Origin of the sequence: Xanthomonas citri pv. mangiferaeindicae, assembly GCA_002240395.1 — a bacterium.
GTDB lineage: Bacteria > Pseudomonadota > Gammaproteobacteria > Xanthomonadales > Xanthomonadaceae > Luteimonas > Luteimonas citri_A.
This window is the reverse complement of the sequence record CP016836.1, coordinates 1,548,229-1,569,585: the sequence shown is the minus strand read 5'-3', so window position 1 is coordinate 1,569,585 and position 21,357 is coordinate 1,548,229. Positions and strand designations below refer to the sequence as shown.

18 protein-coding genes and 1 pseudogene are annotated in these 21,357 nt (G+C 70.6%); 5 read left to right on the top strand and 14 right to left on the bottom strand.

What is annotated here, in order from left to right:
• Positions 1-35: 35 nt before the first annotated feature.
• On the top strand, positions 36-983 hold the full coding sequence (locus tag BEN78_06765) for an alpha/beta hydrolase (protein ID ASR43129.1): 948 nt from the start codon (positions 36-38) through the stop codon (positions 981-983).
• Positions 984-1,005: 22 nt separating this feature from the next.
• On the opposite strand, the gene BEN78_06760 is transcribed toward BEN78_06765, so the two are convergent.
• Both BEN78_06760 and BEN78_06755 read right to left on the bottom strand, forming a co-directional pair.
• Entirely contained in the window at positions 1,006-1,434 is a 429-nt protein-coding gene (locus BEN78_06760; GenBank protein ID ASR43128.1) for a ferredoxin, read from the bottom strand.
• Between the two features lie 108 nt (positions 1,435-1,542).
• Positions 1,543-2,010 carry a hypothetical protein gene (locus tag BEN78_06755; GenBank protein ID ASR43127.1) on the bottom strand — a complete coding sequence of 156 codons (468 nt, stop codon included), beginning with the start codon at positions 2,008-2,010 and terminating at the stop codon, positions 1,543-1,545.
• A gap of 67 nt (positions 2,011-2,077) precedes the next feature.
• Between BEN78_06755 and BEN78_06750 the strand changes: the two genes are divergently transcribed.
• Entirely contained in the window at positions 2,078-2,866 is a 789-nt protein-coding gene (locus BEN78_06750; protein ID ASR43126.1) for a hypothetical protein, read from the top strand.
• Positions 2,867-2,950: 84 nt separating this feature from the next.
• Positions 2,951-4,222 (top strand): hypothetical protein, encoded by a 1,272-nt coding sequence (locus tag BEN78_06745; GenBank protein ASR43125.1) that lies wholly within the window; start codon positions 2,951-2,953, stop codon positions 4,220-4,222.
• 56 nt (positions 4,223-4,278) lie between these two features.
• Here BEN78_06745 and BEN78_06740 read toward each other — a convergent pair whose 3' ends face one another.
• Complete coding sequence (locus BEN78_06740; protein ASR43124.1) at positions 4,279-4,842, bottom strand: hypothetical protein; 564 nt, start codon at positions 4,840-4,842, stop codon at positions 4,279-4,281.
• Positions 4,843-4,868: 26 nt separating this feature from the next.
• Positions 4,869-6,146 carry an acetyl-CoA acetyltransferase gene (locus tag BEN78_06735; protein ID ASR43123.1) on the bottom strand — a complete coding sequence of 426 codons (1,278 nt, stop codon included), beginning with the start codon at positions 6,144-6,146 and terminating at the stop codon, positions 4,869-4,871.
• A 92-nt stretch (positions 6,147-6,238) separates the two neighbouring features.
• On the opposite strand from BEN78_06735, the gene BEN78_06730 reads away from it, so the two are divergent.
• Positions 6,239-7,138 carry a hypothetical protein gene (locus BEN78_06730; protein ID ASR43122.1) on the top strand — a complete coding sequence of 300 codons (900 nt, stop codon included), beginning with the start codon at positions 6,239-6,241 and terminating at the stop codon, positions 7,136-7,138.
• 619 nt (positions 7,139-7,757) lie between these two features.
• On the opposite strand, the gene BEN78_06725 is transcribed toward BEN78_06730, so the two are convergent.
• The 8 genes and pseudogenes from BEN78_06725 to BEN78_06690 form a co-directional block, all read right to left on the bottom strand.
• The gene (locus BEN78_06725) at positions 7,758-8,378 is read right to left on the bottom strand and encodes a hypothetical protein (GenBank protein ASR43121.1); all 621 of its coding nucleotides are present in this window, start codon (positions 8,376-8,378) and stop codon (positions 7,758-7,760) included.
• Positions 8,379-8,440: 62 nt separating this feature from the next.
• Positions 8,441-8,989 (bottom strand): hypothetical protein, encoded by a 549-nt coding sequence (locus BEN78_06720; GenBank protein ASR43120.1) that lies wholly within the window; start codon positions 8,987-8,989, stop codon positions 8,441-8,443.
• Positions 8,990-9,043: 54 nt separating this feature from the next.
• Positions 9,044-10,489 (bottom strand): nitrogen regulation protein NR(I), encoded by a 1,446-nt coding sequence (locus BEN78_06715; GenBank protein ASR43119.1) that lies wholly within the window; start codon positions 10,487-10,489, stop codon positions 9,044-9,046.
• The gene (locus BEN78_06710) at positions 10,486-11,604 is read right to left on the bottom strand and encodes a PAS domain-containing sensor histidine kinase (GenBank protein ASR44966.1); all 1,119 of its coding nucleotides are present in this window, start codon (positions 11,602-11,604) and stop codon (positions 10,486-10,488) included. Before BEN78_06710 ends, BEN78_06715 begins: the two co-directional genes overlap by 4 nt.
• Positions 11,605-11,651: 47 nt before the next feature.
• Positions 11,652-14,512, bottom strand: a pseudogene (locus BEN78_06705) (lanthionine synthetase).
• Between the two features lie 45 nt (positions 14,513-14,557).
• The gene (locus BEN78_06700) at positions 14,558-14,764 is read right to left on the bottom strand and encodes a hypothetical protein (protein ASR43118.1); all 207 of its coding nucleotides are present in this window, start codon (positions 14,762-14,764) and stop codon (positions 14,558-14,560) included.
• A gap of 249 nt (positions 14,765-15,013) precedes the next feature.
• Positions 15,014-16,345, bottom strand: coding sequence for an isocitrate lyase (locus BEN78_06695; protein ASR43117.1), 1,332 nt, complete (start codon positions 16,343-16,345; stop codon positions 15,014-15,016).
• A 76-nt stretch (positions 16,346-16,421) separates the two neighbouring features.
• A complete protein-coding gene (locus BEN78_06690) occupies positions 16,422-18,035 on the bottom strand; it encodes a malate synthase A (protein ID ASR44965.1) in 1,614 nt (537 codons plus the stop codon).
• 139 nt (positions 18,036-18,174) lie between these two features.
• On the opposite strand from BEN78_06690, the gene BEN78_06685 reads away from it, so the two are divergent.
• Positions 18,175-19,143 (top strand): LysR family transcriptional regulator, encoded by a 969-nt coding sequence (locus BEN78_06685; GenBank protein ID ASR43116.1) that lies wholly within the window; start codon positions 18,175-18,177, stop codon positions 19,141-19,143.
• 43 nt (positions 19,144-19,186) lie between these two features.
• Here BEN78_06685 and BEN78_06680 read toward each other — a convergent pair whose 3' ends face one another.
• The gene (locus BEN78_06680; protein ID ASR43115.1) at positions 19,187-20,239 is read right to left on the bottom strand and encodes a LysR family transcriptional regulator; all 1,053 of its coding nucleotides are present in this window, start codon (positions 20,237-20,239) and stop codon (positions 19,187-19,189) included.
• A 317-nt stretch (positions 20,240-20,556) separates the two neighbouring features.
• Entirely contained in the window at positions 20,557-21,192 is a 636-nt protein-coding gene (locus BEN78_06675) for a hypothetical protein (protein ASR43114.1), read from the bottom strand.
• Between the last annotated feature and the right edge of the window lie 165 nt (positions 21,193-21,357).

The window sequence follows — 21,357 nt, the reverse complement described above, 5'->3', positions numbered from 1 at the left end:
CTACAACCTCGGGCAGTTGGTGCCTTGCGCCTACAATGACGTGCTTCCCGCCCACGCCAGATCCACGCCACGTGCAAGACTTTCCCGATTACGACTTCGCCCGCCATCGTCTGGAAGTGCGGCCCGGCATCGAGATGCATTACCTCGACGAGGGCCCGCGCGACGGCCAGGTCGTGTTGATGCTCCACGGCAATCCGTCGTGGAGCTACTACTGGCGTCATCTGGTGCGCGGACTGCGCGACCGCTATCGCTGTATCGTGCCCGACCACGTCGGCATGGGCCTGTCGGACAAGCCCGACGATGGCCCGCGTGCCTCGCCGCGCTACGACTACACACTGGCCTCGCGTGTCGAGGACGTCGGCACGCTGCTCGCGCACCTGGGCATCGACGGCCCACTGACGCTCGCCGTGCACGACTGGGGCGGCATGATCGGCTTCGGCTGGGCGCTCACGCACCAGGCGCAGGTGCAACGGCTGGTGATCACCAATACCGCCGCATTCCCGATGCCGGCCGTCAAGGCGATGCCCTGGCAGATCGCGCTGGGCCGTGACTACACCGTTGGCGAATGGATCATCCGCGGCTTCAACGCGTTTTCGGCCGGGGCCTCGTGGCTGGGCGTCGAACGCCGCATGCCCGCCGACGTGCGCCGCGCCTATGTCGCCCCGTACGACAGCTGGCGCAACCGGATCTCCACGGTGCGCTTCATGCAGGACATCCCGCTGGGCCCGAATGACCGCGCCTGGCCGCTGCTCGAAGCCGCCGGCCGGGCCCTGCCCGGCTACGCCGATCGCCCGGCGTTCATCGGCTGGGGCCTGCGCGATTTCGTCTTCGACCGGCATTTCCTCGACGGCTTCCGCCAGGCGCTGCCGCAGGCCGAGGTCGAGGCCTTCGATGACGCCGGCCACTACGTGCTGGAGGACCGGCACGCGGTGCTGGTGCCGCAGATCCGCGCCTTCCTCGAGCGCCATCCGCTGCCGGCCTAGTCCGCGCGGACGCGGGATCCGGTCACGCGGCAATGGGCGGAACCGTCGGCGTGGTCGGGCTGTGGCCGTTGTCGTCGGGTTCGTCGTCGTTGGCCGCCTCGTCGCGCCAGCGCCAGTCGGCAGCGGTCAGCAGCGGCAGCCCGTGCGCCAGCCGGGCCCGGTCGCACTGGCCGCTGCGCTCGCCGAATTCGAGCGAGGCCGGCACCGCCGCGCAGACCGAGGGGCGCACGGGATGGATCGTGCAGCGCGAGTAGCGCCCGATGTCGGCGTCGAGCGCGATGCAGCGCGGCTGCGCGCAGGACGTGCCGCGCATCGCGCGCTCGTGCGTGCGCAGCGGTTCGGTCAGCGCCGGCGGCACCTGCCCACCGAGCTCGGGGTCGGCCTCGCTCCAGTGGAAACCGATGCGGAAATGCGCGCAGCACGCACCACAGGACAGACACGGATGCGGCATGGCGCGACCGGGTGGGAGGAGGCAGGCGGGGGCGCGGATTCTCGACCGCGGCGGCGGTCCGCGCAAGGCCCCCTCACCGCGCTGCGCGCGGCGTTCAGCCTGAAAGGCTCAACGCTCGGCGCTGGGCCGCAGAATCGCGGCGTAACGGGCCTGCATGCCGGTCGCGACCGCGCCGTCGGGCAGCACCACCTGCGCGGCCAGCTGCACGCGTGCGCGCCCCCGGGTGCGCAGGGTCCGCACGAACGTGTCCCAGTCGCCGTCCGACAGCACGGCCTCGGCCTGCAGGTCATCGCACAGCGGTGCGCGGTAGCGGATCTGCGAATCGGCGACGTAGACATCGGCATCGAGGCCGGCCGCTTCAGTACGCAGCGTGGTCAGTCCCCAGCCGGCGAGCGTCATCAGCGACACCAGGCTGCCGCCGAATGCCGACCCCTTGTCGTTGACGTGCTCGGCGAGCGGCGCGCGCAGGCGCAGGCGCTCGCCGTCGAAGCCGGCGATGTCGATCCGCATCGCGGCGACGGGCGGCATGGAAGCGTAGTGCGCCGCGAGCCTACGCAGCGGATCTTCGTGTTGCATCGGATGTCCTGTCGGGGGAAGAGTCGTCCGGCTTGCGCCGTTCCCCGGCAGCCACCAAGCTTCGCGCATGCATGTCGCGCCGGCTTCCTCGCTTCTGGCGGGATACTACGTCATCTCGCTGCGCCCGGTCGGGGCCCACGTCGCATTGCGGCGCGCCGCCGCGCATCTGGGTGCGCGCACGTTCGCGCTGTCGCCGTGGCGTATCGTCCAGCGCGACGGCGACGCGGTCCACGCCGCGCTGCGGGCCGCGCTCGATGCCGAGATCGTGATCTTCTCCAGTCCGCCAGCGGTGGCCGCGGCCGCGGCCTTGCAGCCCCTGCTGCGCCGCGCTGACCAGGACTGGCTTAGCGTCGGGGCCGGCACGGCCGCGGCGCTGGCAGACCGCGGTGTGGCGCCGGTTCGCGCGCCGACGCGCATGGACAGCGAGGGTCTGCTGGCGCTGCTGCCGTTGAACGACCTGGCCGGGCGCAGCGTCGGTCTGATCACCGCACCCGGCGGCCGCGGCATGATCGCGGCCGCGCTCGAAGCCGCGGGTGCCCGCCTGCGGCGCGCCGATGTCTACGCACGCGTGCCGGTCCGCCCGTCCGCGCGCCGGCTGGCGGTCCTGCAGGCCTTGCCCGAGCCCTGGCTGTTGCCGGTCAGCAGCGGCGAGGCGCTGACCGCGCTGCTGGCTGAAGTGCCCGACCCGGTGCGCAAACGCCTGCAGCGCGCGCAGGCGCTCGCCGCCAGCGAACGGCTGGCCGCGTTGGCGCGGACGCTGGGATTTGCCGACGTTCGGGTCGCCGCCGATGCCCGGCCGGCATCGCTGTTGGCGGCCGCATCGCCGATCTCGCAGGCGGTTGCGCACGTATCCTGAATGGCGCTCCGGCCCACCACGGGGCCATCACGATGCTGTCAGGCACCGTAGCCCATCTTCGCATCGCCTTTACGGAAGCCTCCCATGTCCCTGCTTCGTGCGTTGCTGATCTGGATCGTCATTGCCCTGTTGGGCGCGCTGGCCGCGCAGTTGTTGCTGTCCCACGACCCCGGCCTGGTCATCGTCCGTTACGACGGGCTCGACCGCAGTACCACCCTGGTCAACGCCATCGCGATGGCGCTGGGTGCGCTGGTGGTGCTCTGGCTGGTGATGAGCCTGATCGCTCTGCCGTTCCGCAGTTGGGGCCGCTATCGCGAGTCGCGCGCCCAGAGCCGTCTGGGCGAGGGGCTCGACGCCTTGCACCAAGGCCACTATGCGCGCGCCGAGAAGCTGCTCACCCAGTCGGCCAACGAGAATCCGCATTACGAGCCTGCCGCCCGGCTGGCGGCCGCGCAGGCCGCGTTCGCACGCGGCGACGCGGCCGCGGCGCGTGCGCATCTGGACGGCTTCGGCGATCGGCATCCGGCCACGCGTGCGATCGCCCTGGCGCAGATCGCCATGCTCGAAGACCGTCCGATCGATGCGCTGACCGCACTCGATGCCCCTGGGGCGCAGCCGCTGCCGCCGCGCGGCCTGGCACTGCGTGCCGACGCCTGGGCCCAGACCGGACACGCGGCAGAAGCCTATGGACTGCTCGGCGCGCTGCGGCGCCAGCAGGCGCTGCCTGAAGTTCAGCTCGCCGCCCGCGAGGTGCGCTGGGCGGCCGCTTCCCTGCACGAAGCGGCCGACGCCAACGTACTCGCCGAGCGCTGGGAAGCACTGCCCAAAGGACTGCGCACCGAGACCCCAGTGGTGCTGGCCTATGTCGACCGCGCATTCGCGCTGGGCTGGCACGACGCCGCGCTGCGCAGCCTGGAAACCGCACTCGATGCCCGTTGGGACGAGCAACTGGCCTCCCGTTACGCGATGCTCGATGTCGGCGACCCCGAGCATCGGCGCAGCCGTCTGGAGCGCTGGCTGCAGACGTATCCGGCCAGCCCGGCGGCGATGCTGGGCCTGGCGCGGCTGCATCATGCCCGCCGCGACTGGGCGCGCGGCCGCCCGCTGCTGCAGCGCGCGGCTGAACAGGGCGCCGGCAGCGAGGCCTGGGTCCAGCTCGGCGACGGCTACGCGGCCGAGGGCGACGAGCGCACCGCACGTCTGTGCTACGCCAACGCCCTGCGTGCGGCACGTAACGAGCCGATCCTGGCCCTGCCCGTGGACGCATCGGCGCCGACGATCGCGGCGGCCGAGCGGCGGGACGAGCACGGCCTGCCCCACCTGCGGGATCCCGACGACCTCACGCCGCGGCCCTGAGTCACGCGCCGCGGTCGCCTCGACAGGCGGCCGCGGATGGCCAACGCCCGCCGTTGTCAGCGCATCAGGCGATGGACCGCCACCGCGCCATCGACGGCCTGCGTCAACGTCACATCGGCCACTGCGCCACGCGCGTTCGCGGCCAGGGTCACCGTGACCGGACCGACGATCACCTGCGGCCCGACCGGCCCCAGGATCTCGGCCCCATCCAGGCGGCCTTCGGGATAGGCGATGAAGCCGCCGAGCGCGGCGACCCGCGGATCGTCCACGTACAGCCCGGCCCGACGCATGTCGGCCTCGGTCAGCGGCTGCTGGTCGACGATCACGATCGCGCCCAACGCAGCGCCATCGTCCGCCCCGCGCCAGGCGCAGCTCAGGCTGAAGGCGTCCGCGGTGTCCTGCCTGGTTCCGGCAGGGTCGACCACTTCCAGGCCGGCGACCAGCTCGCCGAGCGCGTTGGCGATCTCATCGCAATCGGGCAGCGCTTCGGGCGGGGGTGGCGCAGAGATGACCGCAGGCCCGCGCTGCGGCGCAGGAGTCTCACCGCAAGCGGCGAGCGCGACGAGCAGGACCGCTGCGAGCGGCCCGAGCCGGCGCGCGGGAGAAGGGAGAACGGACATGGATGTGGCCTTGGCTGGACGTGCGGTCAACGTTCGAGGATCGCGACCACGCCCATGCCGCCGGCGGTGCAGATCGAGATCAACGCCCGGCCGCCGCCGCGCTCGACGAGCTGCTTGGCGGTGGTGGCCACGATGCGCGCACCGGTCGCCGCGAACGGATGGCCGGTCGCCAGCGACGAGCCCAGCGGATTGATCTTCTGCGGGTCGATCCGTCCCAGCGGCGCCTCCAGGCCCAGCCGCGTGCGGCAGTAGTCCGCGCTCTCCCACGCGCGCAGCGTGCACAGCACCTGCGCGGCGAACGCTTCGTGGATCTCGTAGATATCGAAGTCCTGGAGCGTCAGGCCGTTGCGCGCGAGCATCTGCGCGACCGCGACCGTCGGCGCCATCAGCAGGCCTTCCCCGTGCACGAAGTCGACCGCAGCCACATGCGCGTCGCGGATGTGGCACAGCACCTCGTGCCCGTGCGCGGCGGCCCAATCGTCGCTGGCCAGCAGGCACGCGGCCGCGCCGTCGGTGAGCGGCGTGGAGTTGGCGGCGGTCAGCGTGCCACGGCCCGAGACCTTGTCGAACGCAGGCTTGAGCGTGGCGAGCTTCTCGATCGAGGTGTCGGGCCTGAGGATGTTGTCGCGCGCAACGCCGCGGAAGCTCACGACCAGATCGTCGAAGAACCCACGCTCGTAGGCCGCAGCGAGCTTGTGGTGCGAGGCGACCGCGAGCTCGTCCTGCGAATCGCGCGAGATGCTCCACTCCTTGGCCATGTCTTCGCAGTGCTCGCCCATCGACTTGCCGGTGCGCGGCTCGGCCACGCCCGGAAAGTCGGGCTTGAGCTCGCGCGGACGAAAGCCCCGGAACGCCGCGATGCGGTCCTTGGTGGACTTGGCGGCATTGGCCGTCAACAACCGGCGACGCAGTGCGCGGCCGTAGACGATCGGCACGTCGGAGGTGGTGTCCGAGCCGCCGCCGATGCCCGATTCGATCTGACCGGTCGCGATCTTGTTGCCGATCGCCACGATGGTGTCGAGCGAGGTGCCACAGGCGCGCTGCATCGTGATGCCCGGCGTCAGCGCCGACAGCCCCGACGACAGCGCCGCCTCGCGCCCGAGGTTCCAGTCGCTCGAGTGCTTGATCACCGCGCCCATCGCCACCTCGCCCAGCTGCTGCCCATGCAGGCCGAACTTCTCGACCAGGGCGCCGAGCGTGCGCACCGACATGCCGAGGTTGCCGACGTCGGCGTACGCGGTGTTCTGGCGACAGAACGGGATGCGGACGCCACCGAGCACGGCGACGGGACGACCTAGCAGCATCGGATTTTCCTCGCAGGGGCTTGCGTGAGACTGTCCACGACACGGGACGGGCATAATGTGAACGAGTGTATCCCTGCCCGTGTGGACGGCCAATGACCGCAGATCCCGACATTTCCCGACACGATGCCGCGCCGCTCGTGCGCGGCGTCCTGGCCCTGGAACTGAGCGACGACTCAGTGCCGGCACGCGATGCCGTGGGCCAGCAGGCGGCCGGTGCACTGGCCACACGCCTGGGGCGTGATCTGGGCGTGCTGGTGCCCGGTGTGCGCGACCTCGACCTGGTCTTTGCCGCGGCGCATTTCGACCCCGCCGAGTTACTGCGCCCGGGCTGGCCGGTGCACCGTCGGCTGGAGGAACTGCGTGCGCGCGCGCCGCAAGCCGGGCAGGGGCCGCGGATCATCGCCTTCGGTGCCGACGAGAAGGGCGAAACGCCGCTGCCGTTCCGTGCCGACCCGGAACTGGCCGGTGGTCGCCTGCGCGTGCTGCCGTATCTGTTTGTCGGCGAACCCGCCGCGACCGAGGCGGTCTCGGCGCACATGGAATCGATGCTGCTCGACCTGGGCATGGTGCAGGCCGACACCGCGTTGCAGGCGCAGGACGCGTTCGGCGCGCGAATCGAACACGCCCGCTACCTGACGCTGCACGACCTGTTGGCGATGACCGCGCTGCAGTACCGCAACCAGGGGCTCGAGCCGCTGTGGGACGTGCTCGAGGCCGCGTTGCTGGCGCCAGCCGATGAAATCTGGCTCGACGCCCCGCCCGAACCGCTGCTGCGACATGCGCAGGGCGAGGTGCGCATGGCACTGCTGGGCCCCGACGATTGGCGGCGACGGTGCGCGCCGGGCGAGCAGGACGAAGGCCGCCTCGCCCATGGCCTGGCGATGCACGAGGCCCGCCAGCGCCAGTTCGCCGCCGTGCTGCAGGCGCACGGCGTGCCGGTCGAGTTCGTACACGTCACCCCAGGCCAAGACCCGCGCACCGCGCTGGCCTGACCGTCAAACCGTCGGCACTGCAGGCCACTCCCTGCGCGGGAGGTCGGCGGGATGCGGCCCTTTGCGGCCAAGCTGGACGCATCTCCCCCGCGATGTGGGGAGTTCGATGCCGCAGGCATCGCGTAGGGGCAATGGCGTCCGCATGCCACCGCGACCTTCTGACCCCCACCCAACCCTCCCCGCGATGCGGGGCAGGGCTTTAGGGCATCGCGCCCAGAATCGAAAGGACGCGACGTCGCAGCCGATCTGGACTCATCTCCCGGGAGGTCCGATGCCGCAGGCATCGCGTAGGGGCAATGGCGTCCGCATGCCACCGCGACCTTCTGGCCCCCACCCAACCCTCCCCGCGATGCGGGGGGAGGGCTTTATGGCATCGCGCCCAGAATCGAATGGACGCGACTTCGCGGCCGATCTGACTCACCTCCCCACAATGCGGGGCGCGCTTTATAGCATCGCGCCAGAGTCGAATGGACACGACTTCGCGGCCGATGTGAACTCACCTCCCCCGCACGCGGGGGAGGTCGATGCCGCAGGCATCGGGTGGGGGCGAGACTTTCACCGCGCCCCGCCCAACGCTACCCGCGAGGCGTAAGGCCCCACAGGTGGAGCCCGCAGTCCGTCAGGAACGAATCACGCCGCAGGCCAGCCGGTCGCCAGCGTTGCCGGTCGGCTGGGTGACGTAGTCGTCGGCATTGGCATGGACGATGACCGCCTTGCCGACGATGTCGGTCGGCGCCCCATCGCCGAGCGTTGCGCCTTCCAGCCAGCCATCGACCGACGCGGTGCCATCGGTGCCGGCAACGATGTTGTCGCTGTCGCCAACGTGATGCGCACCGTGGCCGACCCGGCCGTGGTCGCTGCTGGCCGGATTGAAGTGGCCCCCGGCGCTGGTGCCGTCCGGCGCGCTGCAATCGCCGTGCTCGTGCACATGGAAGCCGTGCGTGCCGCCCGGCGGCAGGCCGTTCACCGTGCCGGTGACCTGGATGCGGCCATCGACCATCGCAAAGCGCAAGGTGCCGGCGGTTTCATGGCCCTGGGTCGGGGCAAGCTCGGCGCTGGCACTGGCACCTGCGGCCGCGGTCTCGGCCGCAGGAGCAGATGCCTGGCCCGACGCGGGCGCGGCGGCGCGGTCGGCCTCGGCGGCGGCATCTTCGTTGTCGGTCGTGCTGCTGTTACCGCAGGCGGAGAGCGCCAGCGCGAGCACCGCGACGGCGGGCGCGAAGAGACGGGTCTGGGACATGGAAGTACTCCTTCGGGGTCGAAAGGACGCAGTGCGCCGAGAACTGGATGGGTAGACGTGGATCATTCGATCCGGACGACGCCGCAGGCGACACGCGCGCTGATCGCGCCGGGGGTCGCGCCGAGCACCAGCAGCGCGCGGCCGACGACATCATTGGGCGCGCCGCCGCCCAGCACCGCACCGGGCAGCAGCAGGTCGATCGGGGCAACGCCACGCGCATCGGCGAGGATCCGCCCGCGCTCGCCCGAGTCGGGCAGTTGCGACGGCGCACCGCGCTGGGCGTCGTACTCGGGCCCGGCGCTGGCGGCATCGACCGCGCTGCAGTCGCCGCGGGCATGCAGGCGCAGGTTGTGGGTGCCGTTACGGACCAGGCCGCCGATCTCGCCGCGCACGCGCACGCCGCCTTGCGCCGGGCTGAGCATCACCCGACCACTGACCAGGGTGCCCGACGCCGAGGCGAGGTTGGCCACCGCAGCGTTCGCGGTGCCGGTGCCGGCCAATGGCGGCGTGGCCACCGCGGCGGGCGCTGGCGCCGGGCGCGGCGCGCTGGCGCAGCCCACGACCAGCGCGGCGGTGAGCAGGGACAGGGCGGGACGGAACGATCGAAGCATCGGACGACACCATATGGATCGGGAGTTCAGTGCGGATGAAGGCCCCGGCACCGCTCAGCCGCGCCGGCCGCGGGCACCGAGCTTGCGGGTCAGGGTGTTGCGGCCGACGCCCAGGCGCACCGCCGCCTCGGCGCGACGTCCCCCGGTCTGGGCCAGCGCGGTTTCCAACAGCACCCGGTCCAGCCGCTCGCGGGCCTGGGCATGGAGATCGGCATCGCCAGCGCGCAGCCGTAGGTCGGCCCAGGCGCGCAGCGCGTCCTCCCAGTGCGTGACGTCGCCCGGCGCGGCCTCGCTTGCCCGCGCCAGGCCGGACTGCGCCGGCAGCAGCGCGTCGAGATCCTGCACGGCGATACGCTCCGACGGCGCCAGCGCCGCCAGCCGCCAGCACAGGTTCTGCAGCTCACGCACGTTGCCCGGCCAGTCGTACGCCGCCAGCCGCTGCAGCGCCGCCCGGCCCAGCCGCTTGGCCGGCGCGTCGAGCTTGGCGGCGGCCGCCTGGAGGAAGCGCTCGGCCAGTCGCGGCACGTCATCGCGCCGCTCGCGCAGCGGCGGCAGGCGCAGACGCACGACGTCCAGCCGATGCAGCAGGTCGGCGCGGAAGCGCCCCTGCGCGACCAGCGCTTCGAGATCCTGGTGGGTCGCGGCGATCACCCGCACATCGACCCGGATCAGCTCGCGGCCGCCGACCCGGAAGAACTCGTCCTCGGCCAGGACGCGCAGCAGCCGGGTCTGCAGCGACGCGGGCATGTCGCCGATCTCATCGAGAAATAGGGTGCCGCCGTCGGCCTGCTCGAAGCGGCCGACGTGGCGCCGCGCCGCGCCGGTAAACGCACCGGCCTCATGGCCGAACAGCTCGCTTTCCAGCAGTTCGGCCGGGATCGCGGCGGTGTTGAGGGCGACGAACGGCCGGCCGGCGCGCGGGGATTCGCGGTGCAGCGCGCGCGCGACCAGTTCCTTGCCGGTGCCGGTCTCGCCGGTCACCAGCACCGCGACCGGCGCCTGCGCGAGCCGGCCGATCGCGCGGAACAGTTGCCGCATCTGCGGCGTGTCGCCGACCAGCGCATCGTCCACACCCGCCCCTGCGTCCTCGACCGCCGGCGCGTCAGGGCCGGCCGGTGCAGGCTCGCGGTCGCCAAGTACGCGCGCAGCCAGAGCGACCGCCTCGTCGAGATCGAAGGGCTTGGACAGGAACTCTTGCGCGCCGCCGCGGAACGCACCGGCGGTGCTGGCGACATCGGTGTAGGCCGACATCACCACGACCGGCAACTGCGGATGCGCCTGCTTGAGCGCATCGAGCAACTGCAGGCCGCTGTCGCCGGGCATGCGCACGTCGGTGAACAGCAGGTCGGGGGCCGCACGCCGTAGCAAGGCCTCGTGCACGGCCTGCGCGCTGTCGAAGCCGGACACGTCGTAGCCCGCCTCGCTGAGCGCGGTGGCTAGGACGAAGCGGACGGCGCGATCGTCGTCGACGACCCAGATGCGACGAGCGGGAGACGTCATGGGGAGGCAGGATCCTCGGAGGCGCCGACATCGGCAGAGGCGTCGGCGGACGGCGCGGGCGCGGCGTCGAGCAGCGGAAACGGCAGCTGCAGCGTGAACACGGTGTGGCCCGGACGCGAGCGGTAGACCAGCGCGCCACGATGTTCGCGCGCGACCTGCTGGGCCAACGCCAGCCCGAGCCCACTGCCGTCCGGGCGCCCGGACACCAGGGGCAGGAAGATCTGCTCGACGAGATCGCCCGGCACGCCGCGGCCGTCGTCGACGACCTCCAACCGCAAGGCCATCGCATGGACCTCGTCACCAATACGGGCCGCCAACGCGGCGCGGGTGCGCAGGGTCACGTTCGCCGCGCCCGCCTGGATCGCATTGCGCACCAGGTTCCAGATCGCCTGGGTCAGCCGGTCGGCATCGCCCGACAGCTCCGGCAGACTGGGGTCGTAATCACGGACCATCCGCACCGCCCAACCGGCATCGGCCTCAGCCAGCCGCAGCACCTGCTCCAGGACACCGTGGATGTTCAACGGCCGATGCGGTTGCGGCGCCTGGGGCGACAACAACTGGTCGACCAGCGCACTGAGCCGGCCGACCTCCGAGCCGACCAGCGCGACCAGTTCGCCCGTCTCGCCGTCGCCGGCACGCCGGGCCAACAGCTGCGCCGCGCCCTTGAGTCCGGCCAATGGATTGCGCAGTTCGTGCGCCAGCCCGCGCAGCGCCGCCGACAGCGCCAGCGGCATCGCCAGCGTCGGGTCGGCGCCCGGAAACTCGTCCACCGGGTGCGCCTCGAGCAGCACGCCGCCGGCGGCGCGCGTCACCCAGGCGTCGGCAAAGCGCGGCTCACCGCCAAGAAAGGCCAGCGCCAGGCGCCGCAGCCGCAGCGGCGTATCGCTCTCGTCGCCGGACTGACCCAGCGCCTGCCGCAAGGTCTCGCCCTCGACCTCCAGCGCGGCCAGCGGCTGCTCCAGCAGCCGGCGCCGGCCCACGCCCAGCCAGCGCGCGAAGGCCAGATTGCAGTCGCGGATCCGGCCATCGGCCCCCGTCCACACCAGGGGCGTGGCCAGCGCATCGAAGTCGGCAGCGGGCAGGGCGGCGGCGAGCATCGCACCAATGTAGTGCATCGCCGGCGGCGCGGGCAGGCACGACAGACCCGCCCGCGCCGCCCGGATCACCGCGACGCGTCACCTGCGCCCAGCGCGTCCCCCATCACCATCACCGATGGCAGCGCACGCGCCGGATGGGCACGCAGCAACTGGTAAGCGACGCCGGCCAGGCCACCCATCAGGCCGGGCGCGTAGGCGGTACCGGCCAGGCCACACACCGGCCCGTGCGTCTCGAGGCTGGTGAGCACGGCGGCCAGCAACGATTCGGCGTCGAGTCCGTCGGGCCCCAGGCCAGCGCGGCAGGCGAGATCGAGGAGCTCCCACGCCCCCATGTCGCCATGGCAGATGCCGTGGTTGAGGCCGACGCCGTGCCGCCAGGCGGTCTTCGCGGCGGCGACGACGCGTGCACGCACCTGCGGATCGTCGAGCCCAGGCTGGCGATCGGCCAAGGCCAGCCCGATGCCGACCGCGCCGTGGCACCAGGCCGCGGGGGCCTGCGCCCCCTCGAGCATGCGCAGGTCCAGCCAGTTGCCCGCCTCCGGCTGGTACAGGCGCTCCTCGAAAGCATCGGCCTGCATCGCCACCGCCTCGAAGCGCGCATGACCGCTGGCAACGGCCAAGCGCGACAAGGCCCAGGCGATGCCGGTGACGCCGTGAGCGAACCCGCCCATGCCACGTGGCCAGCGGGCATGCGTCCAGTAGGCGACGCCGTCCTCGCACTGCGCATCCGCACACAGGCGGTCGCCCATGTCGATGGCCATGTCGAGATAGCGCGCATCGCCACTGGCGCTCGCCAACTGGATGAGCGGCACGATCGCACCCGCCTTGCCGGTCAGCAGGTCGCCGACATCGTCGGCGTCTGCAGCGCCCGGTACCAGCTCCGCAAGCCTGCAGGCGTGCTCCAGGCCTTCGCCCCGCACCACCCCCCAACGTTCGAGCATCAACCAGGTCCAGACCTGCGAGCCGAGCCCGATGTAGCCGCCCAGTGCCGGCGGACGCGGTTGTTGGACGCGCGCACGCCGCAGGAATGACTGAGTCTCGGCCAGGCGCATCGTCGTCAGCAGCCGCGCCACCAGATCGTCGATACCGGGCAGGTCATCCGCGCGCCCGGCGCGCATTTCCCGCTGGTAGGCCGCCGCCAGCAATGCGATGCCGGAAATCCCACCATACAGATCCTGGCCCAATGGCTGCACGGTGCGGCCGGTCTGCCCCAGCACGGACGCGATCCAGGTGACGCTGCCATCGTCGCCGCGCAGGCTCGCTTCGCCGAGCAACGTCATCATTCGCGCCGCCTGACGCCGGCGACGCGGCTCGAGGTCGTCGAGCTGCGGCGACTCGGCGCGCAACCCAACGACCGGCGCCGACCAGACATCGCTCTCGTAGGCGCTGACCAGCGTGGACTTGATGATCTCGCGCTCCAGCGCCCAGTCGGCCTGGCGCCAATGCTGCAGCGACGCGGCGACCAGATCGCGGGGGCGAGCCACTTCGTGCCCCGGGGCCCCTGCAACTCGCCATGGCCGGGCGTGGTGGCGAAGAACGGGATGTCGCCTTCGAGCAGGTCCGCGACCTCGGCTGCGATCACCGCATCGTCGCTGGGCGCGAGGGCCTTTTGGTCGGCCATCTTCGCAAGCAGCGCGTGCGCGCGGTGCTCGGCCTCCGGCGGCTTGTGCAACGAGACCGGGTGCCAGAGCATCCGCCCGAGTTCCGCATAGGCCTCGGTCGATCGGGGCACGATGCGGATCGGACACGGCGCGAAGGGCGCCAGCAACGGCGCCAAGGCATCAGCCGCATCCAGGCGCTGCAACATGGCCGTCGTGTCGTCGAAGCCCTGCAGGATCGACGACCAATGCTCGCCCAGTGACGGGCGCTCACTGGGGTGGTTCTGCGCTGGACGCGTTTCCGCCATGACTGTGCCGATGCGCGCGTCGTCCGACCCCGCCTGGACGATCCGCGACTGCGGCACCCGCGGCTGTTGTCCGGGCAACGCGCCGACGCCCGAGACATCGACACCGCGCCAGCCCAGACCGCCGCCACGGTTGGGCAGCAGCCCGATGTTCATCACGCTGCCGCTGATGCGTTCGGATGCGAGATCGAAGGCTTCGCCCATCCCCGAAACCACTGGCTTGAGCCGCGGTGCGAACAAGGTTTCGCAGTCGATGATGACCGGGCATGCGCCGTGGGCGATCAGGTTTTCGGCATGCAGGTCGCAGCCGCCAAGCAGGCGCATCAGCGCGAGCCATTGGCCGATACCACGGTAGAAGCCCGGCAGCTGCGTATCGTCGTCGACATGACGATGCGCGACGAACTCACTCCAGCCGTAGTCGCCACGGTCGAGCACACGCGGTACCCGGGTATGCGACTGCATCGCGCCCCGATCCATCGCAGCCTCGAGGAAACGCGCCAGTGCGTTGTCGATCGCCATCGACCGCGGCTTGTAGACCAGACTGCCATGGGCGCAATGGGCCAGCATCACGGCGCGGCCGCCGCGATGGCTGTCGCCCGCGCTCAGCGTCAGCGATCGCAGTTCGCCCAGTGGCGCGCCGTGGAACGTGTCGAGCTGGGCGCGATCGGCCGCGAACCGGACGGCGAACTCGACCAAGCTGGCACAGCGGTTGCGCACGATGGCGTCCACCCGGGGCAGCAAGGTCGGATAGTGGCGCGACAATGCCTGCCAGAAGGCGGGCATCGAGGCCTGCGCGATGAACTGTTGCCAGCGCTGCTGCGATGTCTCGCCGGCCAATTGACCATTGACACGGGCGGCATTGAGCTCGAGCAGCAGCAGTCGGCTCAACTTGCCGTTCAATACCGCGAGCAGGCTGGTCTGGGCGCCACGAAGAATGAGCGCGCGCTCGCGCTCGGCGAGATCGGCGATCGATGCAAGCTGGGCTGCAAGACCGTCGACAGCATCGACGATCAGGCAGCCCAGCGCTTCATCGAATTCGCCTGCGGTCGTTGCAGGCATCGCGCCGAATTACTTGCAGTTGATCGTGATCGATCCCGTGCAATCGGCGCAGTTCGTACAGTTGAAGACGGTCATCGCCACATCGCCACCGGCGATGTCGGCTTCGGCGTACTCGCCGCTGATAAACAGGGCCCCTGCCGGATTATCCGCACCCGCGGACACGCGCCACTCGGCTGCCTGGTCGAACTCGCACTCGCTGTAGTTGATGTCGTTCATGACATTGACTCCTTTCCTGGTGAGTTGAGAATCGAACTTCCACGTGCCAGCAGTACGACACCGCAAGGTTCCATCATCCAACGTGCGGCATTCCTGGACCGCCAACACCGACCGATTCTCTGCACTTCTCCACACGACCACAAGCCCGCGCATGACGTCGACGTGCGTTTCAACACGTCGACGTCGTCAATCGCGACGCGCGTCACATGCGAGCCCCTCGATGGTGCAGCGCGCCATCGACGCCGTGCCTCACGCGGCTCGCGTGGCGTAGAACTGGGCCTCCTCGGTCGAGCCGGTCAGTGCGGTCACGCTGGAGGCGCCGCCCTGGATCACCGTGGTGACATCGTCGAAGTAGCCGGCGCCGACTTCCTGCTGGTGCGAGACGAAGGTGTAGCCCTGATCGCGCGCGGCGAACTCGCGCTCCTGCACCTGCTCGACGTAGTGGCGCATGCCTTCGCCGCGCGCGTAGTCGTGCGCGAATCGGAAGCTGTTGAACCAGTTGATGTGGATGCCCGCCAGGGTGATGAACTGGAACTTGTAGCCCAGCGCCGACAGCTCGTCCTGGAACGAGGCGATCTGGCGGTCGTCGAGGTTCTTCTTCCAGTTGAAGCTCGGCGAGCAGTTGTAGGCGAGCAGCTTGCCGGGGGTGGCGGCGTGGACGGCCTGGGCGAATTCGCGCGCGAAGCCCAGATCCGGGGTGCCGGTCTCACACCACACCAGGTCGGCGAACGGGGCGTAGGCCACGCCGCGGCTGATCGCCTGCTCCAGGCCGTTGCGGACCTTGTAGAAGCCCTCGGCGGTGCGTTCGCCGGTGACGAACGGCGCGTCGTTGGCATCGAAGTCGGAGGTCAGCAAGGTGGCCGCCTCGGCATCGGTGCGCGCGAGCACGATCGACGGCACACCGAGCACATCGGCGGCCAGGCGCGCGGCGATGAGCTTCTGCACCGCCTCCTGGGTCGGCACCAGCACCTTGCCGCCCATATGGCCGCACTTCTTGACCGCCGCCAGTTGGTCCTCGAAGTGCACACCCGCCGCACCGGCGACGATCATGTTCTTCATCAACTCGTAGGCATTGAGCACGCCGCCGAAGCCGGCCTCGCCATCGGCGACGATCGGCAGGAAGAAATCGATCGCCTCGCGCGCGTCGAGCTTGCCGTCGGCGATGTTCTTCCACTGGATCTCGTCGGCACGCTGGAAGGTGTTGTTGATCCGGCGCACCATCGCCGGCACCGAGTCGTAGGCATACAGCGACTGGTCGGGATACATGGTCTCGGAGGTGTTGCCGTCGGCCGCAACCTGCCAGCCCGACAGGTACACCGCCTCCAGTCCCGCCTTGGCCTGCTGCATCGCCTGCCCGGCGCTGATCGCACCGAACGCATTGACGTAGCCCTTCTTGGCCTGTCCGTTGAGCAGCGTCCACAGCCGCTGCGCACCGCGACGGGCCAGCGTGTGCTCGGGCTGCACGCTGCCGCGCAGGCGCACGACGTCGGCCGCGGTATAGGTGCGGCGGATGCCGCTCCAGCGCGGGTCAGTGGTCCATTCTTGCTGCAAGGCATCGATCTGGTGCTGGCGCGTGGTCATGGGACGTTCCTTTGGCGGGGTCATGCGTGATGAGGGATTGGGCGGAGCGGGCGATCGCATCAGCGGTGAGGGCGTGTCACAGCCGCTCGTACGCCGGCAACGTCAGAAAGTCGGCCAGCGTGTCGGACCGGGTCAGCGCTTCGAGCAGGGCGATGGCCTCGGCCACGCGTGCGGCGCCGGGGACCGCCTGACGGGCCAGGCGCGAGGGCAGCGACAGCAGCACCCGGTCGAACAGCGCGTCGTCGATCGCGGTGCCGTCATCGAGATACAACGGCGTGCCGGGCGCACCGCTGGCGTCGGCATCGGCGTGGTGCAACCACTGCCACAGCTGCGCGCGTGCGATCTCGGCGGTCGCAGCGTCTTCCATCATGCCGTGGATCGGCACGCAGCCGTTGCCGTCGAGCCAGGCAGCGAGGTAGCGCACGCAGACTTCGACGTTGCCGGCGAAGCCGGCATGGGTGATCGTGCCCAAGGACGGGACGATCAGGTCGTCGCGCGCGACCAGCACGTCGTCGCGCGTCATCGCATGCTGGTGCGGCCCACGCATGCGCGCATCGAACACCTGCCGCGCGATCGGGATCAGCGCCGGATGCGCGACCCAGGTGCCATCGTGGCCGGCGGTGACCTCGCGCAACTTGTCGGCGCGCACCCGGTCCATCGCCGCCTCGTTCGCGGCCTCGTCGCCCGGGATCGGGATCTGCGCCGCCATGCCCCCCATCGCGTGCGCGCCGCGGCGGTGACAGGTCTGAATCAGCAGTTCCGAATAGGCCTTGAGAAAGGGCTGGGCCATCGTCACCTGACCGCGCTCGGGCAGCACGCGATCGCGGTGCCGTCGAAAGGTCTTGATGTAGGAGAAGATGTAATCCCAGCGCCCGCAGTTGAGGCCGGCAATCCGCCCGCGCAACGCGTGCAGGATCTCGTCCATCTCGAAGGCGGCGGGCAGGGTCTCGATCAGCACCGTGACCCGGATCTGCCCGACCGGCAGGCCCAGCGCACGTTCGATATGGGCCAGCGCGTCGTCCCACAGCTGCGCTTCTTCCATCGACTGCAGCTTGGGCAGGTAGAAGTAGGGCCCGCGATCGCGCGCGGCCAGCGCGTGGGCGTTGTGGAACGCAAACAGGCCGGCATCGAACAGCGCTGCCGACATCGGCGCGCCGTCGACCAGGACGTGCTTCTCGTCCAGGTGCCAGCCGCGCGGCCGCACGATCAGCACCGCCTGCCGCGCTTCGGGCAGCAAGGTGTAACGCTTTCCGTTGCCTTCGAAGGTCAGGCTGCCGGCGACTGCTTCGCGCAGCGCGCGCTGGCCGTTCAGCAGATTGGTCCAGGTCGGCGACGTCGAATCCTCGAAATCGGCCATGTAGCACTGCGCGCCGGAATTGAGCGCATTGATGACCATCTTCGGATCGACCGGCCCGGTGATCTCGACCCGGCGATCGCGCAATGCCCGTGGTGCCGGGACGACCGTCCATGCCGATTCGCGGATCGTCCGGGTGTCGATGCGGAAATCGGGCAGGGCGCCGGCGTCGAAGGCGGCCTGGCGCGTCTGCCGGGCGCGGAGCAGGGCTTGGCGCCTCGGCTCGAATTCGCGGTGAAGGTCGGCCAGCCAGGCGAGGGCGGCGTCATCGAGCAAGTCGGCCGGGGTCCCGGCTGGCAGGCCCGCCGGCAGGGCGCAGGCGGGGGAGGGGGGCAGCGCATGCAGTCGGTGGACAGCGTTCATCGCAACGGTCGCCTTGGGTGGTGCGGTGCAGCAGACCGTGTCTCCATGCCCGATATTTGACAAACGAGTTCTGTCAATGCGAACTATTAGTCTGACTAATAAGCATGCTGGAATGGCCGCCAAGTCCCCGCCTCCGTTACGGTTTCCGTACAAGAGCGACCGGCTCAAGCCGCTGCGCGCGTTCTGTCAGACGACCCGTTTGGGCTCGGTGTCGCGCGCCGCCGAGGCCCTCTATGTCAGCCAGCCCGCGATCTCGCTGCAGTTGCAGGCGCTCGAACGCGAGCTCGGGGTCAAGCTGCTCGAACGCAGCGGCCGGCGCCTGGTGCCCACCCGCGCCGGCGAGGTGCTCTACGACCTGGCAATGCCGGTGGTGGAGGGCATCGACGGCTTGCCGGCGGCATTTCGCCGCGAAGTCGGCGGCCTGGATGCCGGTGCGCTGACGATCGCGGCCAACAGTTCGACCATCCTGTACCTGCTGCCAAAGATCGTCGAACTGTTCCGCCGCCAGCATCCCGATGTGCGGTTGACGCTGCATGACGCCATCACCGCCGACGGCAACGACCTGCTGCGCAGTGACGCGGTCGATCTGGTGGTCGGCTCGATGGTCGACGTGCCGCCGGACCTCGACTACGCACCGGTGTACCGCTTCGAGCCGGTCCTGCTTACGCCGCCCGACCACGCCCTGGCGCGAGCGCGACGGATCACGCTGGAGGAGATCGCGCGCTACGGCCTGATTTTGCCGCCCAAACGGCATGTGACCTACCGGCTGGTCGACCAGGTGTTCCAGCAGGCGCGCGTGCCTTACACGATCGCGCTGGAAGTCGGCGGCTGGGAGGTGATCAAGCAGTACGTCGCGATGGGCATGGGTATCTCGATCACCAGCGCGATCTGCGTGGAGGCGGGCGATGCGACGCGACTGGCGACGCGTCCGGTCTCCGAGTGGTTTCCTGCGCGCAGCTACGGCGTCGTGGTGCGCAAGGGCAAGCTGCTCTCGCCGCAGGCCCGCGCGTTCGTCGAGCTGATCCGCCCGGACCTGTTCGCCCGGCGCGACGGCAGCGGCAGTGGGCACTCGGAACGCTGAGCGCCGGCGACAGCGGGCATCGCCCGCGTCGCTGTCGTGACCGTCACCGGCCGGCGGTGACCGGCTCGGCGCGCTCGGGGTCCGGTGCTGCGGACCGGCGCGAGGCCTTCTCCAACTGCGCCAGTGCGACCTCGCCGGCGACCTTGGCCTCCATCGCCTGCTTCTGCACCATGCACAGGGTCTGCATGTGGTCGGCGTCGAAGTTCAGACGCTCGATCAGGAAGTCGACGAACGCACGGACCTTCGGCGAGACCAGACGGCCGCCGGCGAACACCGCATTGAAGTCGACCTCCGGACCGGTCCAGCCGGCGAGCACGCGCTGGACCATGCCCGCCTCGACGAAGGCCTTGGCCATCACGTCGCCGGTCAGCATCAAGCCCTCGCCCTTGATCAGCGCCCAGTTCAATGCGGCCGGGTCGTTGCCGACCAGCTGCGGATTGACCGGGAACTCGCGCAGCGCCTGACCGTCTGTCAGCGACCACACGAAGCGGCCGTTGTGCGGGTTGCGGCTCTTGCGCATCACCAGTGTGCGGTGGTGCTGCAGGTCGTCGGGATGCAGCGGCTCGCCGTGCTTTTCGATGTAGGCGGGGCTGGCGAAGACCTGCGTGCGCAGGCTGCCGAGCTTGCGCGCGACGAAGTTCGAGTCGGGCAGGGTGCCCACGCGCAACGCCAGATCGGCCTCGCCGGCGATCAGGTCGAGCTGCTCGTTGCCCATGTGCATGTCGAGCAGGATCTCCGGGTACTGCGCCTGGAAATCGCCGAGCAGCGGCGCGATCCAGGTGATACCGATCGAGTAGGGCACGGTGAAACGCAGCCAGCCGCGCGGACCGCCCTGCAATTGGCCCACTGCGGCCTCGGCCTCTTCGAGCCCGCGCGCGATGCGCTGGCAATGCTCGTGGTAGACCGCGCCGGCCTCGGTCAGCCCCAGGCGACGTGTGGTCCGGTGCAGCAGCCGCGCGCCCAGCCGCTGCTCGAGTTCCTGGACCTTGCGGCTGACCGTGGTCTTGGGCAGGCCGAGCGCGTTGGCGGCAGCGATGAAGCTGCCCTGCTCGACCACCTTGACGAAGATCAGCGTGTCGTTGAGATCGTGGGCCATGCGCGCGCTCCGGTGGGGACGGACGCGATTGGCCCGTTCGAGGGACAATTATTCCCTCGAATCGGGACTAATCAAGTCCGGGATGGCCGCCTATCGTTTGCAGCCTCGCCCGACCGGAGTCCGCCGGTGTCCCTCGACCGCCCTGTTCCCAGCCCGCACGCCATCGTCCGACAGGGCCGCACGGCTGCGTCCCGGCGTCGGTTGGAAATCCCGCCAAATCAATCGTCTAGCGCCCGCCTTGCAGTCCCCCGCGGGGTGCGTGGCGGCGGTTTCGACTGGCGACGGATGTGGGCCTGGCTGGGGGCGTCGACCCCCGATCAGGATGCCCCGGCCTCGGTCGAAGCCTGTTTTTCGGGAGACAAAATCCCATGACCGGGACAATGTCGCCGCTGCTGGTGCTTGGCGCGACCGGGACGATCGGCGCGCGCCTGGTCGCCCGCGCTGCAGCCGCCGGACGTCGAACGATCGCGGTGGCGCGCGACGGCGCCGCGCTCGCCGCGCTGCGCGAGCGTCACGGCGCGACCGTGATGCCGCTGGCCGCGACGCTGTCCAGCGATGCCGACGCCGCCGCGCTCGCGGACCGCGTCGCCGCGCTGGCCGGCCCCCGACCCGGTGCGGTGGTTGCAGCGATCCGCGGCGCCGCCCCGGCACGCCGACTGCTCGACGCGCCGGCCGACTTCCTGCGTCGGCGGCTCGACGAGGACCTGCTGCCGCATCTGGCCGCCGCGCGCCATCTGTTGCCGCTGCTGGCCCCGGTCCCCGGCGGCGCCTATGTCCTGGTCGGCGGCCCCGGCGCCGAGCAGCCCTGGTCGGGCTACGGACACCGCTCGATCGGCGCGGCCGCGTTGCAGATGCTGGCCCGCGTACTGCACGAAGAAGCGCGAACGCTGCCGGTCCGGGTACAGATGCTGGCGATCGACTCGCCGGTGCGCACTGCGCACAACGCCGCGCATGCCTGCACCCAGTGGCCGGACGCCGATGCGATCGCCGACTACGCGCTGCGCATGGTCGACGGCCGCCTGCGCCCGGACGCCGCGCTGCTGCGGTTCCCGAGCGATGGCCCGGTGCGCCCGCCCGGCCTGTCCGACGACATCGATCTCGCACCTCCGCCGTGCGTC

Bases quoted from the DNA above. Each gene is read 5' to 3' on its own strand.
- BEN78_06700 (ASR43118.1), bottom strand. From the start codon at position 14,764: ATGAACGACATCAACTACAGCGAGTGCGAGTTCGACCAGGCAGCCGAG.
- BEN78_06760 (ASR43128.1), bottom strand. From the start codon at position 1,434: ATGCCGCATCCGTGTCTGTCCTGTGGTGCGTGCTGCGCGCATTTCCGC.
- BEN78_06675 (ASR43114.1), bottom strand. From the start codon at position 21,192: ATGCGCGGCGTTGTGCGCAGTGCGCACCGGCGAGTCGATCGCCAGCAT.
- BEN78_06745 (ASR43125.1), top strand. From the start codon at position 2,951: ATGTCCCTGCTTCGTGCGTTGCTGATCTGGATCGTCATTGCCCTGTTG.
- BEN78_06710 (ASR44966.1), bottom strand. From the start codon at position 11,604: ATGCACTACATTGGTGCGATGCTCGCCGCCGCCCTGCCCGCTGCCGAC.
- BEN78_06750 (ASR43126.1), top strand. From the start codon at position 2,078: ATGCATGTCGCGCCGGCTTCCTCGCTTCTGGCGGGATACTACGTCATC.
- BEN78_06680 (ASR43115.1), bottom strand. From the start codon at position 20,239: ATGGCCCACGATCTCAACGACACGCTGATCTTCGTCAAGGTGGTCGAG.
- BEN78_06715 (ASR43119.1), bottom strand. From the start codon at position 10,489: ATGACGTCTCCCGCTCGTCGCATCTGGGTCGTCGACGACGATCGCGCC.
- BEN78_06730 (ASR43122.1), top strand. From the start codon at position 6,239: ATGACCGCAGATCCCGACATTTCCCGACACGATGCCGCGCCGCTCGTG.
- BEN78_06765 (ASR43129.1), top strand. From the start codon at position 36: ATGACGTGCTTCCCGCCCACGCCAGATCCACGCCACGTGCAAGACTTT.
- BEN78_06740 (ASR43124.1), bottom strand. From the start codon at position 4,842: ATGTCCGTTCTCCCTTCTCCCGCGCGCCGGCTCGGGCCGCTCGCAGCG.
- BEN78_06755 (ASR43127.1), bottom strand. From the start codon at position 2,010: ATGCAACACGAAGATCCGCTGCGTAGGCTCGCGGCGCACTACGCTTCC.
- BEN78_06685 (ASR43116.1), top strand. From the start codon at position 18,175: ATGGCCGCCAAGTCCCCGCCTCCGTTACGGTTTCCGTACAAGAGCGAC.
- BEN78_06695 (ASR43117.1), bottom strand. From the start codon at position 16,345: ATGACCACGCGCCAGCACCAGATCGATGCCTTGCAGCAAGAATGGACC.
- BEN78_06725 (ASR43121.1), bottom strand. From the start codon at position 8,378: ATGTCCCAGACCCGTCTCTTCGCGCCCGCCGTCGCGGTGCTCGCGCTG.
- BEN78_06735 (ASR43123.1), bottom strand. From the start codon at position 6,146: ATGCTGCTAGGTCGTCCCGTCGCCGTGCTCGGTGGCGTCCGCATCCCG.
- BEN78_06720 (ASR43120.1), bottom strand. From the start codon at position 8,989: ATGCTTCGATCGTTCCGTCCCGCCCTGTCCCTGCTCACCGCCGCGCTG.